The sequence below is a fragment of the Streptomyces katrae genome (genome assembly GCF_002028425.1).
GTDB lineage: Bacteria > Actinomycetota > Actinomycetes > Streptomycetales > Streptomycetaceae > Streptomyces > Streptomyces katrae_A.
Map to the genome: position 1 here is coordinate 2,907,108 of NZ_CP020042.1, position 15,226 is coordinate 2,922,333.

Consider the following 15,226-nt stretch of genomic DNA (forward strand, 5'->3'; position numbering starts at 1 on the left):
CGCGACACCCAAGGGGGGCTTAGCGCCATGAGCCAGGATTCCACCGCAGTCATCGCCGACGCGGGCAGGAAGCTCGCGGGGCGTCGCCGCAGAGAGATCGTCGCCGTGCTGCTGTTCAGCGGCGGGCCGATCTTCGAGAGTTCCATTCCGCTGTCCGTGTTCGGCATCGACCGCCAGGACGCCGGAGTGCCGCGCTACCGGCTGCTCGTGTGCGCCGGGGAGGACGGTCCGCTGCGGACCACCGGCGGACTCGAACTGACCGCGCCGTACGGGCTGGAGGCCATCGCCCGCGCGGGCACGGTCGTCGTCCCGGCCTGGCGCTCCATCACCTCCCCCCCGCCGCCGGAGGCGCTCGACGCCCTGCGGCTGGCGCACGAGGAGGGCGCCCGGATCGTCGGCCTGTGCACGGGTGCGTTCGTGCTCGCCGCCGCCGGACTGCTGGACGGCCGGCCCGCGACGACGCACTGGATGTACGCGCCGACGCTGGCCAAGCGCTACCCGTCCGTCCACGTCGACCCGCGCGAGCTGTTCGTCGACGACGGCGACGTGCTGACCTCCGCCGGTACCGCGGCCGGAATCGACCTGTGCCTGCACATCGTGCGCACGGACCACGGCAGCGAGGCGGCCGGGGCGCTGGCCCGCCGGCTCGTCGTCCCGCCGCGCCGCACCGGCGGCCAGGAGCGCTACCTCGACCGGTCGCTGCCCGAGGAGATCGGCGCCGACCCGCTCGCCGAGGTCGTGGCCTGGGCGCTGGAGCACCTGCACGAGCAGTTCGACGTGGAGACGCTGGCCGCCCGCGCCTACATGAGCCGGCGCACCTTCGACCGCCGGTTCCGCTCGCTGACCGGCAGCGCGCCGCTCCAGTGGCTGATCACCCAGCGGGTGCTCCAGGCACAGCGGCTGCTGGAGACCTCCGACTACTCGGTCGACGAGGTCGCCGGACGCTGCGGCTTCCGCTCGCCGGTCGCCCTGCGCGGCCACTTCCGCCGGCAGCTGGGGTCCTCCCCGGCCGCCTACCGCTCCGCCTACCGGGCGCGCCGGCCGCAGGCCGACGTGTCCCCCGTGTCGGAGATCTCCGGGACCGCGCTGCCGCACCAGCGGACCCCGCAGCCCCAGCGGGCCGCGGCGGCCCTGGCCGCGTCCGGTCCGAGCGTGACGGAGCTCTACGCCCCGGGCCGGGTGCTGCGCGAACACGCGTAGCCGCCGCCCGGACGACCCGGAAGACGCATGACGAAAGGCCCCCCGCATCGGCCGGACACCACCGCGGGGGGCCTTCGGCATAAGGTGGGGCGCATGAACGATCGCATGGTGTGGATCGACTGCGAGATGACCGGGCTCTCGTTGACGGACGACGCACTTATCGAGGTGGCCGCGCTGGTCACCGACTCGGAGCTCAACGTGCTCGGCGAAGGCGTGGACATCGTGATCCGCCCGCCGGACGCGGCCCTGGAGAACATGCCGGACGTGGTGCGCGAGATGCACACCGCCTCCGGCCTGCTCGACGAGCTGGCCGGCGGCACGACCCTGGCCGACGCGGAGGCACAGGTCCTGGCGTACGTGCGTGAGCACGTCAAGGAGCCGCGCAAGGCACCGCTGTGCGGGAACTCCGTCGGCACCGACCGCGGCTTCCTGTCGCGCGACATGCCGGCCCTGGAGGCCCACCTGCACTACCGGATCGTCGACGTGTCCTCGGTCAAGGAGCTGGCGCGCCGCTGGTACCCGCGGGCGTACTTCAACAGTCCGCCGAAGAACGGCAACCACCGGGCGCTCGCGGACATCAAGGAGTCCATCGCCGAGCTGCGGTACTACCGCGAGGCGGTCTTCGTCCCGCAGCCCGGACCGGACTCGGACACGGCGAAGGCCATCGCCGCCAAGCACGTGGTCGCCGACGAGTAGGACCGCCCGCGGCGCCGCCGCAAGGGGTACGGGGAAAGGGGGGAGCGAGCACCCTCCCGGACCCTGTACCCTTTTCTTCGGCCGGTCGTTCCACGACCGGACATGGTGGGTGTAGCTCAGTTGGTAGAGCACCTGGTTGTGGTCCAGGTGGCCGCGGGTTCGAGTCCCGTCACTCACCCTGTGGGAAGGCCCCGGTCCGCGAAAGCGGACCGGGGCCTTCCGCGTTTTTCGGCTACGGCCCGGGTCCGGCGGGGGTTCCCGGACCCGGGCCGGCCGGGCTAACGTCCACGGCAACGGGCAACGGTGCGCGCCGGAGACACGGGAGGGTCGGCGTGCGGCTGGAGGTTGCCCCATGTCCGCACCGGAGACGTCCCGGACGTCGCAGACGTCCGATCCAGGGTCCGCGCCCGGGCCCGTGAAGGCCGGATTCCGCGGGGTGTTCGCACTCGGCGGCACGACCCTGCCCCTGTACGCGTTCCTCGCCCGGCTCCCCGCCGCGCTCTGCCCCATCGGAACGCTGCTGCTCATCAACGACCGCGACGGGATCGGCGACGCCGGGACCGTGGCCGCCGCCCTCTGGCTGGGCCAGACCCTGGGCGGCCCGGTGATCGGCCGGCTCGCCGACCGGCGCGGCCACCGCCCGGTCCTGCTGGCCGCCTGCGCCGCGAACGGCCTGGTCCTGGCCCTGCTGGTCTGCGCCGTCCTGGGCGGGCTGCCGCTGGCCGCCCGGATCGGGCTCGCCGTCGCGGCCGGGCTGACCGTTCCGCAGGTGGGGCCGCTGGCGCGGGCCCGCTGGGCGCGGCTGGCCGGCCCCGACCGGGCGCTGCTGGGGTCGGCGCTGTCCTTCGACACCACCCTCGACGAGGCCTCCTTCATGGTGGGGCCCGCGCTGGCCGGGATCCTGGCGGTGACCGTGCACCCGGCCTCGGCGCTGATGCTGGCCGCCGTCCTGATCCTGGTGTTCGGGACCCTGTTCGCCCTGCACCCCAGCGCGCCCGGGCCGGCGACGGGGCGGGGCGGGCGGGCCGGCGTACGGCTGTGGTCGCCGGGGCTGGCCCTGCTGTTCGCGCTGGCCGTGCTCCAGGGGGCCGCGTGGAGCGGGGCCAACACGGGGGTCAACGCCCTCGCGAAGTCCCTGGGCCAGGGCGGTACGGCCGGGCTGGTGTGGGCGGCGATGGCGGTGACCAGTTCGGCCGCCGGTTTCGTCACGGTGGCCCGGCCCGGGTCGGCGGACCTGGTGACGCGGCTGCGGTGGACGATCGGGCTCCAGGCGGTGCTCACACTGCCGCTGCTCGCGGTGACCGGGCCCTGGGGGGCGGCCGCGGCCGTCGCCGGGATCGGGCTCGCGGTGGCCCCGCACCTGATCGCCCTGTTCGGGCTGGTGGAGCGGACCGGACCGGAACTGCGGATGGGCGAGGCGATGACGGTGGTGGGCAGCGGCCTGATCGTCGGCCAGGCCCTGGCCGCGGCGGCGTCCGGCCCCCTGGCCGCCGCGTACGGCCACCGGGCGGCGTTCGCCGTGTCCTGCGCGGCGGTGACCGCCTCGGCGATACTGGCCCTCACGGCGGGCGGCAGGCTCCGGCCGGCCAGGCTCTAGGCGAGGGTGCGGACCGAGCGCACGCCCTCGTGGAGGCCGAAACAGGCGGCCTCCGGCCGGACCCTCTCCAGGAACTTCCGCATCGCCTGGACCAGGGCCCCGGTCTTGATGTCCTCGTTGCCGGCGGCCGTGTCCAGGTGGGCCCTGAGCATCACCCTCATGTGCGGTTCCCTCCGTCACCCCCCACCCTCCGCACGGGCCGGGGGCGCGGCAACATCTGCGCCCCCGTCCGGGCAGCTCAGGGGGCAGGCGTCAGGAGGAAGGGGTCAGGAGGAAGGGTGGGCCGTCTGGATGTGGAAGTTGAAGTCCGCGTGTCCCAGGGTTCCCATCAGACGCAGCCACACCGGCAGCAGCATCTCCGTGCCGCGTGCGGTCTCGATGCCGCCGAGATCGATGATCGACGCTTCCGGCCAGCCGAAGGAGACCAGCAGGGCGTGGACGGCCTTCTTCGCGTCGGAGTCGTCGCCGGAGAGGAAGACGGAGTGCTCGCCGGGGACCCGGGCGGGGTCGACCATGATCTGGCAGTTCATGGTGTTGAGGGTCTTGACCACCCGCAGCTGCGGGAAGGTGCGCTGGATCAGCTCGCCGAGGCTGTCGTCGCCGACCGGGTCCAGGCGGGGCGGGAAGCCGTGCGAGAAGTCCAGCGGGTTCGCGATGTCGATGAGGACCTTGCCGTCGAGGTGGGCGGCGTCGGCCTCGGTCAGCGCCTCGACGCTGACCCGTCCGCCGGTGGCGTTGACCAGCGTCTCGCCGTGCCGTGCGGCCTCCGGGAAGGCGGCGAGGGCGACCGACGGGTGGGCCTCCTGCCATGCGGCGTACTCCGCCCGGTCGAGGGTGGCCCGCGGGTCACGGGTGCCGATGACCACCTCGTGGCCCAGGGAGGCCAGGCGGGCGGCCACCGTACGGCCGACGATTCCGGTGCCGAGAACTGCGTAACGCATGCGGATGTCCTTTTCCGAAGGGTGTGACACGAGCCGTGCGCGGGATGCGGCCGAACGCGACGGCCCCTGCGTGCCGGCCGCCAACCGGCCCGGACCGTACGGTATTGCACCCGCCCGGCACCGGAGGCGCGCCTTCACCCCGTCGGGCCGGTCCGCTCGCCCCTGCGCCTGCCGCGCGCGCGGCGGTCGCGGCGGCCGCCCGGGCCGCGGCGCCGGGCGCGGTCGTCCAGGGCGAGCCACACCCGCACCTCCGTCCCCCCGAGCACGGAGCGCCCCAGCCGTACGTCGCCGCCCGTGGACTCCGCGACGCGGCGCACGATGTCCAGGCCGAGCCCCGTGGAGCCGTCGCGGCCCCCGTCGTTGCCGCGCCGCAGGGCCGCCTCCGGGTCGGCGATGCCGGGGCCCGCGTCGGAGACCAGGACGATCACGGCGTCCCCCGCGTCGTGGACGTCGACCGCGAACGGGGTGGCCTCGGGGGTGTGCCGGAAGACGTTGCCGAGCAGGGCGTCGAGGGCGGCCGCCAGCTCGGGCCGGGCCACCGGCACCCGTACGGTGCGGTCCACGCCCGCGAGCCGCACCTCGCGCCCCTCGTCCTCCGCGAGCGCGGACCAGAAGGCCATCCGGTCGCGGATCACCTCGGACGCATCGCAGCCGGCCGTGGCCGCCGCGGCGGCGGGGGGCCGCTGTTCGCGGGCGGTGCGGATGATGGTGTCGACCTCGCGCTCCAGCTGCTCCACCGCCGCCCGGGTGTGTTCGGCGGCCGGGCCGTCGCCCAGGGAGGCCGCGTTGAGCCGCAGCACGGTCAGCGGGGTGCGCAGCCGGTGGGAGAGGTCGGCGGCGAGTTCCCGCTCGTTGGCGAGGAGTTCGACGACCTGGTCGGCCATCGAGTTGAACGCGACGGCCGCCGAACGCAGTTCCTTGGGCCCCTCCTCGGGCACCCGGGCCCCGAGCCGCCCCTCGCCCAGCTGGTGCGCGGCGTCCGCGAGCCGTTCGGCCGGGCGGACGAGGCGGGCGCCGAGCCGGTCGGCGACCGCCACCGAGCCGACGACCAGGGCGAGGCCGACGCCGGCGAGGATCAGCCAGGCGGTGGCGACCCCGTTGCTGACCTCGCTCTCCGGTACGTAGATCTCGATGACGGCGATGTCCCCGGAGCCGAGGGCGATGGGCTGGAGCAGCGCGGAGCCCCCGCCGGCGGCCCCGGCGGTGGTGGCCCGGCCCATGGAGCGGGTCTCGGCCACCGCGTGCGCGCCCGCCCAGCCGTCGCCGATGTCCACGGGGGCGGCGCCGCCGATGGCGGGGACGTGGACGGCCATCCGCCGGGCGGCGCCCATCTCGGTGGACTCGACGGCCTTGCGCAGCTGGACCGGGTCGGTGGTGATGGACAGGGTCGGCCCCATGGTGGCGGCCTGCCGCTCGGCATTGGAGAAGGCCCGGTCGCTGGCCATCTCCTGCACCACGAGCCCCAGGGGCACCGCGAAGGCCACGGCCACCATGGTGGTGACGGCCAGACAGACCTTGACCAGCGCCCATCTCACAGCGGCGGTTCCAGCTTCACGCCCACGCCCCTCAGCGTGTGCAGGTACCGCGGCCGGGCGGCGGTCTCGCCGAGTTTGCGGCGGAGCCATGACAGATGGACGTCGATGGTCTGGTCGTCCCCGTACGACTGCTGCCAGACCTCGGCGAGCAGCTCGCGCCGGGCGACGACCACCCCGGGCCGCCCGGCGAGGAACGCCAGCAGGTCGAACTCCCGCCGGGTCAGGTCGAGTACGGCCCCGTCCAGCTCGGCCTGGCGGCGCAGCGGGTCGATGGCGAGCCCGCCGACGCGCAGCACGCGCGGGGGCGGTTCGGCCGCGGCGGCCTGGGAGCGGCGCAGGACGGCGGCCATCCGGGCGGAGAGGTGCTCGACGGAGAACGGCTTGGTGAGGTAGTCGTCCGCGCCGTCGTTGAGGAGCCGGACGATCTCGGCCTCGTCGTCGCGGGCCGTGGCGATGATGACCGGCACGTCGGTGATGCCCCGCAGCATCTTCAGCGCCTCGGAGCCGTCGAGGTCGGGCAGGCCGAGGTCGAGGATGACCACGTCGAAGCGGTGGTGGGCGACCTCCCGCAGGGCCTCCAGCGCCGTGCCGACGCTCCGTACGGTGTGGGAGGCCTCGGTCAGGTGCCGGATCAGGGCGGAACGTACGAACTGGTCGTCCTCGACCACGAGCACACTAGCCATGGGCGCACGGTAGTCCATTCGGGCGACCCCGGGAGGTGCCGGGACGGGTCTGTGACGTGTGGTGCACTATGTGCCCTGATGCGACGAGGACTTGTACATGCCATGGCCTGGGTGGTGGCGACCGCGGCCGCCGTGACCCTGTCGTGGTGGGGTGTGCGCACCGTCATGTCCGGGACGGCCTACGATCCTCCGCTCGCGGTTCCGCTGACGACCCGGCCGCTGTCCTCCTCGACGCGGGGGCCGGAACCGGTGCCGTCGCCGCCGGCCGGGTCCGTGCCGCCCTCGGCCCCGCCCTCGCCGTCCGCACCGGGTTCCTCGTCACCGCCGGTCTCCCCCTCCGCGCCCGCGCGGTCGAAGTCCGCCCCGCCGGCCGGGCAGCAGCGCCCGGTCCAGGAGGCCGGCGGGCAGGGCGGGTCCGGGAACGTGAAGGGGTACTCGGTCTCGGGCGGCCGGGTGGTCTTCGACCTCGGCACCTCCTCCGCCGCCCTGGTCTCGGCGACCCCGGAGGCGGGGTGGCGGGTGCAGGTGTGGAAGCAGGACTTCTGGATCCGGGTCACGTTCACCCGTGACGGCCGCGAGGTGTCGGTGTTCTGCACCTGGCACGACCACCCGCCGACGGTGGAGACCGTCGACCCGTAGCCCCGCCCGGCCCGGCCTGACCTGGCCTAGCGGAACACCGAGGCCGGCGGCTGCGGCGAGGCGGTCGCCGAGGCGTCGGAGACGGGGGGCGCTCCGCCGGTGAAGTCCGTCAGGGCCCGGCCGTGTTCCACCCGGCCCGGGTGCGGGTCGCTCGCCACGCGGCGGGTGAACTCCGCGACCGGCAGCTCCCGGTCGGAGGCCACGAGCACCGCATTGCCGAAACGTTTCCCCCGCCAGACGACGGGATCCGCGGCCAACGCCAGCCGCTCGAAGCGGGAGGCGGCGGTGGCCACCTGGCCCCGCAGGTGCGCCAGTGGGGGCCCGTCGGCGAGGTTGGCCACGTACCACCCGGTGGGCGACAGCGCCCGGCGCACGTCGTCCAGGAACTCGGCGCTGGTCAGGTGCGCCGGGGTGCGGGCCCCGCTGAACACGTCCGCTATGACCAGGTCCGCCCAGCCGTCCGGGACCTTCGCCAGCCCCGCCCGGGCGTCGACCGCCCGGACCCGGACCCGCGCCTGCGGGTCGAGCGGCAGGTGTTCCCGTACGAAGGCCACCAGGGCGGCGTCGACCTCCACGACCTGCTGCGCGGAGCGGGGGCGCGCGGCGGCCGTGTAGCGGGCCAGGGTGAAGGCGCCGCCGCCCAGGTGCACCACGTTCAGGGGCTGCCGGGCGGGGGCGATGAGGTCGATCAGGTGGCCGATGCGGCGCTGGTAGGCGAAGTCCAGGTGCCCGGGGTCGTCCAGGTCGACGTGGGACTGCGGGGCCCCGTCGATCAGCAGGGTCCAGGCGCGGGCGCGCTCGCGGTCCGGGGACAGCTCGGCCAGACCGCCGCCCACCTGCCCGGTGACCGGCTCGGCGGCACCCCGCCGGGCCGCCGCGTCGCGGTTCCTGCCCTTGTCCCTGCCCGTACCCTTGCCTGCCACGCCCCCATTATCGCTGGCCAGAGCTTCACCGGCAGTTGTCGGCCGCCTCGATCAGCCGGGCCGCCTCGCCGAGCGCCGCCCGCAGCACCTCCGGATCGGTGACCGGCCCCACCGCCTCCGGCGGCAGCAGCCAGCCCGTACCGCCCGCGGGGGGCGCGGCGGCCAGGTCGCCGAAGCGCATCCCGCGCCCGTTGGTCTGCGTACAGGCACTGCCCGGCAGGTCCCAGGCATCGGCGGTGCCGGGCGGGACGAGGAAGCCGAGGGTGTCGCCGGAGCAGTCGTGCAGGACCGGACCGACCGCGGGCACGGCCTGCCCGGCGCCCCGGCGGATGATGTCCACGGCCTCCAGCCCCTGCCGGACCGAGACCGTCACCAGGTCCGGCGCCGGGAAGGGGACCGGGACCGGGGCCGGCGCCGGGGCCGGGGCGGTAAGGGGGGTCGCGCCGGCCTCGGGCGCGGTGTTCATACCAATGCTGTCCATGCCGGCCTCCACCAAGGGGAACCCCTCCTCGATCCGTATCCGCATGGGTTCAACGCCGCGAAGCGTCAACAGGTGCGGCGGCAAGACGCCGCAAAGGATGGCAGTTCATGGCGGATCGCGGGTGAGATATCCGTTTTGTAGCCAAACACCGCATGAGGCCCCCCTCGCTGGCGGTACGTTCATGCGCGCCGGAGCACCCGACTCCGGGGCGAGCGTGTCCAGAGAGGCAGAGCGTCCATGGCGGCGTCACCCCACTCACCCAACTCCAGCTTCCGCCGGCTGCGCGGAGCGCACTCCCCCGCCGAGTTCGCGGCCATGGTGCGCCGGGCCGCACGGGAGATCGGCGAAACGGTTTCCTGCGACGCCCGCTACATCGGCCGCGTCGAATCGGGCGAGATCCGCTGCCCCAACTACGCCTACGAGCGGGTCTTCCTCCATATGTTCCCCGGCCGCACCCTGGCCGACCTGGGCTTCTCCCCCCGCGAGGCGGTCCGCGGGCGGGCCGCGCAGCGCGCCTTGCCCACCCCGCCCGTCTTCACCCACCTCATCCACCGTTCCAAGGAGAGCGACGTGCTGCGCCGCGCGTTCATGGCGAGCGGCTCCGCGACCGTGGCGGCCGCGACGCTCGGCCTCACCCTGCTCGGCGACAGCCGCCGCATCCCCTCCCGGGCCGGCGAGGCCGAGGCCGCCGCCGTCGAGGACGCCGTGCGCCAGATCCGGCTGCTGGACGACCGGCACGGCGCCGACGCCCTCTACCGGCGGGCCGCCCAGCCCCTGCGCACCGCCTACGCCCTGCTCGACGCGGGAGCCACCCGGCAGTCCACGGAGGACCGGCTGCACGCGGGCGCCGGGGAGCTGGCCGTCTCGGTGGGCTGGCTGGCCCACGACTCCGGCCGCTTCGAGGACGCCCGCTCGCACTACGCCGAGGCCCTGGCCACCGCCCGGGTCGCGGGGGACGCGGGTCTGGAGGCGCACGCGTTCAGCAACATGGCCTTCCTGGCCCGGGACTGCGGCCGCCCCCGCGAGTCGGTACGGGCCGCCCAGGCGGGCCGGCGGGCGGCCCGCTCGCTGGGCTCGCCCCGGCTGCTGTCGCTGCTGGCGCTGCGGGAGGCGGGCGGCTGGTCGGGGCTCGGGGACCGCAGGGCCTGCGAGGAGGCGCTGACGCGGGCGCACACCGAGTTCGCGCGGGGGGCGTGCGCCGCCGACCCGGAGTGGATGTCCTTCTTCGGCGAGGCCGAGCTGGAGTCCCTGGAGTCCCGCTGCTGGGCGGCGCTCGGGGAACACGCCCGCGCGGCGCGGCACGCCCGCCGGGCGGCCGACCTCCAGGACCCGCACTTCGCGCGGAACGTGGCCCTCTACACCGCCGAGCTCGCCGACGACCTGGCCCGCGCAGGGGCGCCCGACGAGGCCGCCTGGGCGGGCGGGCGGGTGCTCGACCTGCTCGCGGAGGTCCAGTCGACCCGGATCCGCGCCATGCTGGCGGGCACCGCCCGCACCCTGGTCCCGCACCAGCGCTCCCCACGCGTCGGCACCTTCCTGACCCGCCACGCCCAGGCACAGGCGTAGACGCGGGGCCGGGCCCGGGCCGGGCGCAGGCACAGGCCGAGGTCCGGACGCAGGCCCGGACACAGGCCGAGGCCCGGGCGCAGGCCCGGGCGGGACGGTCGGCCGGGGGCTACCCGTCCAGGTGCCCCGTGTCGTTCCAGCGCTCCAGGGCCGGCGCCCCGTACGCCCAGCCCAGGACCGACAAGGAGGTCGGGTCCAGGCGGATGCGCGCGCCGAAGGAGGCCTCGAAACCCAGCCAGCGGGCGGCGAGGGTGCGCAGGACGTGCCCGTGCGCGAAGACCAGGACGTCCCGCTCGGCCGAGCGCGCCCAGGTGACCACCTCGTCCGCGCGGGCGGCGACGTCGGCGACGGCCTCCCCGCCGGGCACCCCGTCGCGCCAGATCAGCCAGCCCGGCCGGACCGCCTGGATCTCGGCCGGGGTCATCCCCTCGTAGTCGCCGTAGTCCCACTCCATGAGGGTGTCCCACGGCTCGGCCTGCGCCCCGAAGCCCGCCAGGTCACAGCTCTCGCTCGCCCGGACCAGCGGACTGGTGCGCACCTCCAGGCCGCGCAGCGAGCTCCAGGGCTCGCCGGCGAGCCGCTCGCCCAGCCGCTTCGCCCCCTGCCTGCCCTCCTCCAGCAGGGGCACGTCCGTGCGCCCGGTGTGCTTGCCGAGCAGGGACCATGCCGTCTGGCCGTGGCGGGCCAGCAGGATGCGCGGGGCCATCAGCGTTTCTCCCGGTCCGTGGTGGTTCGCCCTGGCATGCGCGAATCCGTCGTCCCACCATCATCGCCGACGAGAACGGGGGGCGACTCCGCCCGCCCGGCGATGGCCCGGTTCCGCGCGTACGGCCGGCCGCGACGGCGAGAACCGGTCCGTTTCGGCCGTAGGTCCACGATTGTCAGTGGCGGATGGGACACTTCCGCCCGTGAGCTCCTACCCGCCCAGCGGCCCGCCCCAGACGACGACACTGCGGCAGCGGCTCGCTGACCTGCGCGGCCCCGCCGTGCCGCCCCGTCCGCTCGACGCCCGGGCGCTCGCCGCGCTCGCCGCGAACCCGGGCTGCGGCAGACGGGCGCTCCTCGACGGCGCCGGAGTGGACAAGACGGCCCTGGCCGCGGCCCTCGGCACACCGGCGGCTTTCGGCCAGTCGCAGTTCGCGATCATCCGCGGGAACTCCTTCGAGGCCAAGGTCAAGGGCGACGGCGGAGCCGAACTGCTGCGCCTGGTGCACGCCCGCCTCGGCGCAGGGGCCGAGCCGCCCGGGTCCGGCGCCCGTGTGCCCGACCTCACCGCCGCCGGACCGGAGGGCCGGGCCGCCCGGACCGCGCTGGCCCTGCGCGAGGCCACCGCCGCGCGGACGTGGACCCTGCTGGACCATCCGATGCTGGCCCTGGAGGTGGCGGGCACCCCCGCCTACCTGGAACCGGACGCCGTCGTGGTGCACCCCGACGGCCGCTGGACCGTCGTGGAGATCAAGTCGTTCCCGATGATCGACGGAGCCGCCGACGCCGCGAAGGTGGGCGCCGCCGCCCGGCAGGCCGCCGTCTACGTGCTGGCCCTGGAGCAGACCGCCGCGAAGCTGTCCGGGGCCGAGGTGGACCACCGGATCCTGCTGGTCTGCCCCAAGGACTTCTCCAACCTGCCCACCGCCGAACCCGTGGACGTCCGCCGCGAACGGGCCGTCACCCGCCGCCAGCTGGAGCGGCTGACCCGGATCGAGGACCTGGCCGCCGGCCTGCCCGACGGGCTCTGCTTCGACCCCGCCCGCCCCGCCGAGGAACTGACCGAGGCCGTCGCCGCGGTCTCCGCCGCCTACGCCCCCGAGTGCCTGGCCGCCTGCGAGCTGGCCTTCCACTGCCGCGAGCGCTCCCGCGCCGCCGGGGAGCCCGCCGCGCTCGGCCGGTCCGTACGCGGTGAGCTGGGCGGGCTGGCCGGCGTCGAGGAAGCCCTCGCGGCCGCCTCCGGCGCGGGCCCCGACGGCGACCCCACCGCGGACGCGCTGCGCCGGGCGGCCCGGCTGCGCGCCGAAGCCCTGGAGCAGGCCGCCGCCCGCCCCCCGTACCAGGCCCCGGAGACCCCCGAATGCCCCTGCTGAGCACCCTCGCCCGGCTGGAGGCGGTCCGCGCGGGCCGCGCCCGGCCGCTGGCGACCGTACGCCACCGCCACCTGGGCGCCGAGCCGCTGGTCCTCGTACCGCTGACCACCGCCGGTGAGGCCGGGGCCCCGCTCGGGGCGATGCTGGGCACCGACCGGAACGAGCCGCGGATCCTCGTCATACCGCAGCCCCGCGACCGGGACCTGCGCTGGGAGTTCCTCGGCGAGCTGGCACGGCTGCTGATGCCCTACATCGAGGCCTACGAGGACGTCGTCGAGCCCGCCGAGCGGTCCGAGACCGACCCGGAGACCGGCCGCAGGACCAAGGTCGAGGCCGAACTGTGCGTGGACGCGCCGCAGATCGTCGTACCGAGCCGGGCAGGCATCGAGTACGTACGGCTGCTGGGCCGCTCGATGCGGTTCCGCCGGACCGCCGAGGAGGACCCCGAGAACCCGTACCCGGCGCCCTCCCGGGTCCCGCTGCTGGGCCGCTGGCTCACCCACCTCGCCGAACGCTCCCGGGTGCCCGGCTCCTCCATGCTGCTGGCCGCCACCGACCTGCTCTCCCGGCACTGGGCGACCGGCCAGAGCAGCCTGGAGGACCAGCACCTGGGCTCCCTGCTGGCCTGGATCGCCCCGCCCGAGGGCGTCCGCGGCGCCGAGTGGGCGCTGCGGATGGAGCTCGGCCGGGACCAGGACGGACAGTTGCTGTGCCCGCCGGCCGGCCCGGCCACCGACCCCGCCTTCGACAACCGGCTGCTGGCCCCGGCGATCGCGAAGTTCGACGCGGCGCGCGCGGCGGGCGAGCCCCGCGACGGGGACACCGCGCGGCTCGCCGAGCGGGCGGTCCGGCGGCTGGTGCTGGGGCAGATGGAGAACACCTGGTGGCAGACGTGGGAGGCGATCGACCTGCTGCGCACCCTGCCGCCCGGCGAGCGGACCGAGGAGCGCTGGACCCGCGACCGCTGGTCCTTCACCGGCCACCGCGACCGGGTCCGCGCGGGCGAACCGCCGCAGCCGCGCCGCGACGACGCGGTGACGGCGGCCCAGAAGCTCGCCACGCGGGAGACCGAACAGGTGCGCCTCGACGCCCAGGAGGCCCTGGACGACCCCCTCGTCATGGCGGAGCGGCGGTTCGCGGGCGAGGCCTTCGCCGGTGAGGTCACCGAGGTGACGATGGAGTGGACCGAGGGCAAGCGGCCCCGCCCGCGCCCGCTGCTGACGGTGGCCACCGACGACCGGCCGCAGCTCGCGGACGAAGGCGGCGGCAAGGTGTTCCGCTCCCTGGACGGCCGCCAGCAGGCCTTCGAGTTCGTCGGCCGCGCGGAGGACGGCCGGCTGCTGCTGCGGGTCCTCGACAAGATGGGCGCGGGCCGGGAACCGGCGGCGGGCTCGGTGCCGGAGAAGGGCGACCGGGTGTGCTGGACCCTGTTCGAGCACGACGCGCGCGGCGGACCGAAGCTGCCCGACCCGGAGAACACCCCGTGGACGCACGGCGGCCCGCCGGGATCCGCGACCGCCCCCGCCCTGGACGCCGTGACCGACGAGGACCTCCTGTGACCACCGCCTTCGACCCGGGCGCGGCCGCCGACCGGGCGACCGCCGCCATCCTCCACGACACCCTGCACGGCACCGAGCGGGGCGTGGTCGTCGACTCCCCGCCCGGGGCCGGCAAGTCGACGCTGGTGGTGCGCGCGGCCCGGGAGCTGGCCGCCGCCGGGCGCCGGCTGATGGTGGTCGCGCAGACCAACGCGCAGGTCGACGACCTGGTGCTGCGGCTCGCCGAGAAGGACCCGGAGCTGAAGGTCGGCCGACTGCACAGCAGCGACGCCGACGCCTACGACCCGGCCCTGCGCGACCTGCCGTCGGTCACCCTCTCCGCCAGACCGGCCGACCTGGCCGAACTGCCCGTCACCATCTCCACGGCCGCGAAGTGGGCTTACGTGAAGGCGGAGCCCTGGGAGCACGCGATCGTGGACGAGGCGTACCAGATGCGCTCCGACGCGCTGCTCGCCGTGGCCGGGCTGTTCGAGCGGGCCCTGTTCGTGGGCGACCCGGGGCAGCTGGACCCGTTCAGCGTGGTCGGCGCGGAGCAGTGGGCCGGGCTGTCCTACGACCCCTCCGCCTCGGCGGTGAGCACCCTCCTCGCCCACAATCCCCAACTGCCGCAGCACCGGCTCCCGGTGTCGTGGCGGCTCCCGGCGACGGCCGCGCCGCTGGTCTCGCGCGCCTTCTACCCGTACTCGCAGTTCCGCAGCGGCACCGGCCCGGGCGAGCGGCGGCTCGCGTACGGGGTCCCGTCGGACGGCTCCGGCCCGGACCGGGTCCTGGACGAGGCGGCCGAGGCGGGCTGGGGCCTGCTGGAGCTCCCCGCCCGGCACACCCCGCGCACCGACCCGGAGGCGGTGGGGGCGGTGGCCCTGGTGGTCCGCCGCGCCCTGGACCGCGGGGCGGTCACCTCGGACGAGCGCTCCCCGGCCCCCGCGCCCCTGACCGCGTCCCGCATCGCGGTGGGCACCGCGCACCGCGACCAGGCGGCGGCGGTCCGCACGGCTCTGGGCGCCCTCGGCGTCACGAGCGTCACGGTGGACACTGCGAACCGCCTCCAGGGCCGCGAGTACGACCTCACGGTGGTCCTCCACCCCCTGTCGGGCCGCCCCGACGCGACCGCCTTCCACCTGGAGACGGGCCGCCTCTGCGTCCTGGCTTCCCGCCACCGGCACGCCTGCGTGGTGGTGGCCCGGGCGGGCATCGCGGAACTCCTGGACGACCACCCGTCCACGGAACCGGTCCAGCTGGGCGCGACGATCAAGTTCCCGGACGGCTGGGAGGCCAACCACTCGGTCCTGTCCCACCTCGCCGAACACCGCGTGGCCTGGCGGCCGTAG

Annotated in this window: 15 protein-coding genes and 1 tRNA gene; 9 read left to right on the plus strand and 7 right to left on the minus strand. The window is 75.5% G+C overall.

The annotated features are described in order from the left end of the window. Window positions 1–27 precede the first annotated feature (27 nt). The 4 genes from B4U46_RS13070 to B4U46_RS13085 all read left to right on the plus strand — a co-directional run bounded on the left by B4U46_RS13070 (window position 28) and on the right by B4U46_RS13085 (window position 3,493). On the plus strand, window positions 28–1,200 hold the full coding sequence (locus B4U46_RS13070; protein ID WP_079427153.1) for a helix-turn-helix domain-containing protein: 1,173 nt from the start codon (window positions 28–30) through the stop codon (window positions 1,198–1,200). Window positions 1,201–1,293: 93 nt separating this feature from the next. Further along, window positions 1,294–1,896 (plus strand): oligoribonuclease, encoded by a 603-nt coding sequence (gene orn / locus B4U46_RS13075; RefSeq protein ID WP_079427155.1) that lies wholly within the window; start codon window positions 1,294–1,296, stop codon window positions 1,894–1,896. A gap of 105 nt (window positions 1,897–2,001) precedes the next feature. Next, a tRNA-His gene (locus B4U46_RS13080) sits at window positions 2,002–2,074 on the plus strand. A 237-nt stretch (window positions 2,075–2,311) separates the two neighbouring features. Next, entirely contained in the window at window positions 2,312–3,493 is a 1,182-nt protein-coding gene (locus tag B4U46_RS13085; RefSeq protein WP_123995665.1) for an MFS transporter, read from the plus strand. Here B4U46_RS13085 and B4U46_RS37330 read toward each other — a convergent pair. The 4 genes from B4U46_RS37330 to B4U46_RS13100 all read right to left on the minus strand — a co-directional run bounded on the left by B4U46_RS37330 (window position 3,490) and on the right by B4U46_RS13100 (window position 6,652). After that, complete coding sequence (locus tag B4U46_RS37330) at window positions 3,490–3,654, minus strand: hypothetical protein (protein ID WP_159036783.1); 165 nt, start codon at window positions 3,652–3,654, stop codon at window positions 3,490–3,492. The two genes, B4U46_RS13085 and B4U46_RS37330, sit on opposite strands and share 4 nt — an antisense overlap. A 105-nt stretch (window positions 3,655–3,759) precedes the next feature. Continuing rightward, entirely contained in the window at window positions 3,760–4,434 is a 675-nt protein-coding gene (locus B4U46_RS13090; RefSeq protein ID WP_079427159.1) for an NADPH-dependent F420 reductase, read from the minus strand. A 134-nt stretch (window positions 4,435–4,568) separates the two neighbouring features. Further along, a complete protein-coding gene (locus B4U46_RS13095; RefSeq protein ID WP_079427161.1) occupies window positions 4,569–5,969 on the minus strand; it encodes a sensor histidine kinase in 1,401 nt (466 codons plus the stop codon). Beyond that, window positions 5,966–6,652 (minus strand): response regulator transcription factor, encoded by a 687-nt coding sequence (locus tag B4U46_RS13100; RefSeq protein WP_185117278.1) that lies wholly within the window; start codon window positions 6,650–6,652, stop codon window positions 5,966–5,968. The genes B4U46_RS13095 and B4U46_RS13100 overlap by 4 nt, the downstream gene beginning before the upstream one ends. 78 nt (window positions 6,653–6,730) lie before the next feature. Between B4U46_RS13100 and B4U46_RS37335 the strand changes: the two genes are divergently transcribed. Further along, complete coding sequence (locus B4U46_RS37335; RefSeq protein WP_079427165.1) at window positions 6,731–7,291, plus strand: hypothetical protein; 561 nt, start codon at window positions 6,731–6,733, stop codon at window positions 7,289–7,291. A gap of 26 nt (window positions 7,292–7,317) precedes the next feature. Here the strand turns inward: B4U46_RS37335 and B4U46_RS13110 are convergent, their stop codons facing one another. Both B4U46_RS13110 and B4U46_RS13115 read right to left on the minus strand, forming a co-directional pair. After that, window positions 7,318–8,214, minus strand: coding sequence for a spermidine synthase (locus B4U46_RS13110; protein ID WP_079427167.1), 897 nt, complete (start codon window positions 8,212–8,214; stop codon window positions 7,318–7,320). Window positions 8,215–8,239: 25 nt separating this feature from the next. Next, window positions 8,240–8,695 (minus strand): hypothetical protein, encoded by a 456-nt coding sequence (locus tag B4U46_RS13115; protein WP_100864242.1) that lies wholly within the window; start codon window positions 8,693–8,695, stop codon window positions 8,240–8,242. Between the two features lie 237 nt (window positions 8,696–8,932). On the opposite strand from B4U46_RS13115, the gene B4U46_RS13120 reads away from it, so the two are divergent. After that, a complete protein-coding gene (locus B4U46_RS13120) occupies window positions 8,933–10,261 on the plus strand; it encodes a transcriptional regulator (RefSeq protein ID WP_079427172.1) in 1,329 nt (442 codons plus the stop codon). A gap of 109 nt (window positions 10,262–10,370) precedes the next feature. On the opposite strand, the gene B4U46_RS13125 is transcribed toward B4U46_RS13120, so the two are convergent. Then, entirely contained in the window at window positions 10,371–10,967 is a 597-nt protein-coding gene (locus B4U46_RS13125; RefSeq protein ID WP_079427174.1) for a histidine phosphatase family protein, read from the minus strand. A gap of 202 nt (window positions 10,968–11,169) precedes the next feature. Here B4U46_RS13125 and B4U46_RS13130 point away from each other — a divergent pair, with 202 nt between their 5' ends. Genes B4U46_RS13130 through B4U46_RS13140 form a run of 3 tightly spaced genes read left to right on the plus strand, consistent with a single transcriptional unit; the run spans window position 11,170 to window position 15,226 of the window. After that, entirely contained in the window at window positions 11,170–12,339 is a 1,170-nt protein-coding gene (locus B4U46_RS13130) for a hypothetical protein (protein ID WP_100863614.1), read from the plus strand. Continuing rightward, window positions 12,327–13,898, plus strand: a complete 1,572-nt coding sequence (locus B4U46_RS13135; protein WP_079427178.1) for a hypothetical protein — start codon at window positions 12,327–12,329, stop codon at window positions 13,896–13,898. The genes B4U46_RS13130 and B4U46_RS13135 overlap by 13 nt, the downstream gene beginning before the upstream one ends. Further along, complete coding sequence (locus B4U46_RS13140) at window positions 13,895–15,226, plus strand: AAA domain-containing protein (protein WP_079427180.1); 1,332 nt, start codon at window positions 13,895–13,897, stop codon at window positions 15,224–15,226. Before B4U46_RS13135 ends, B4U46_RS13140 begins: the two co-directional genes overlap by 4 nt.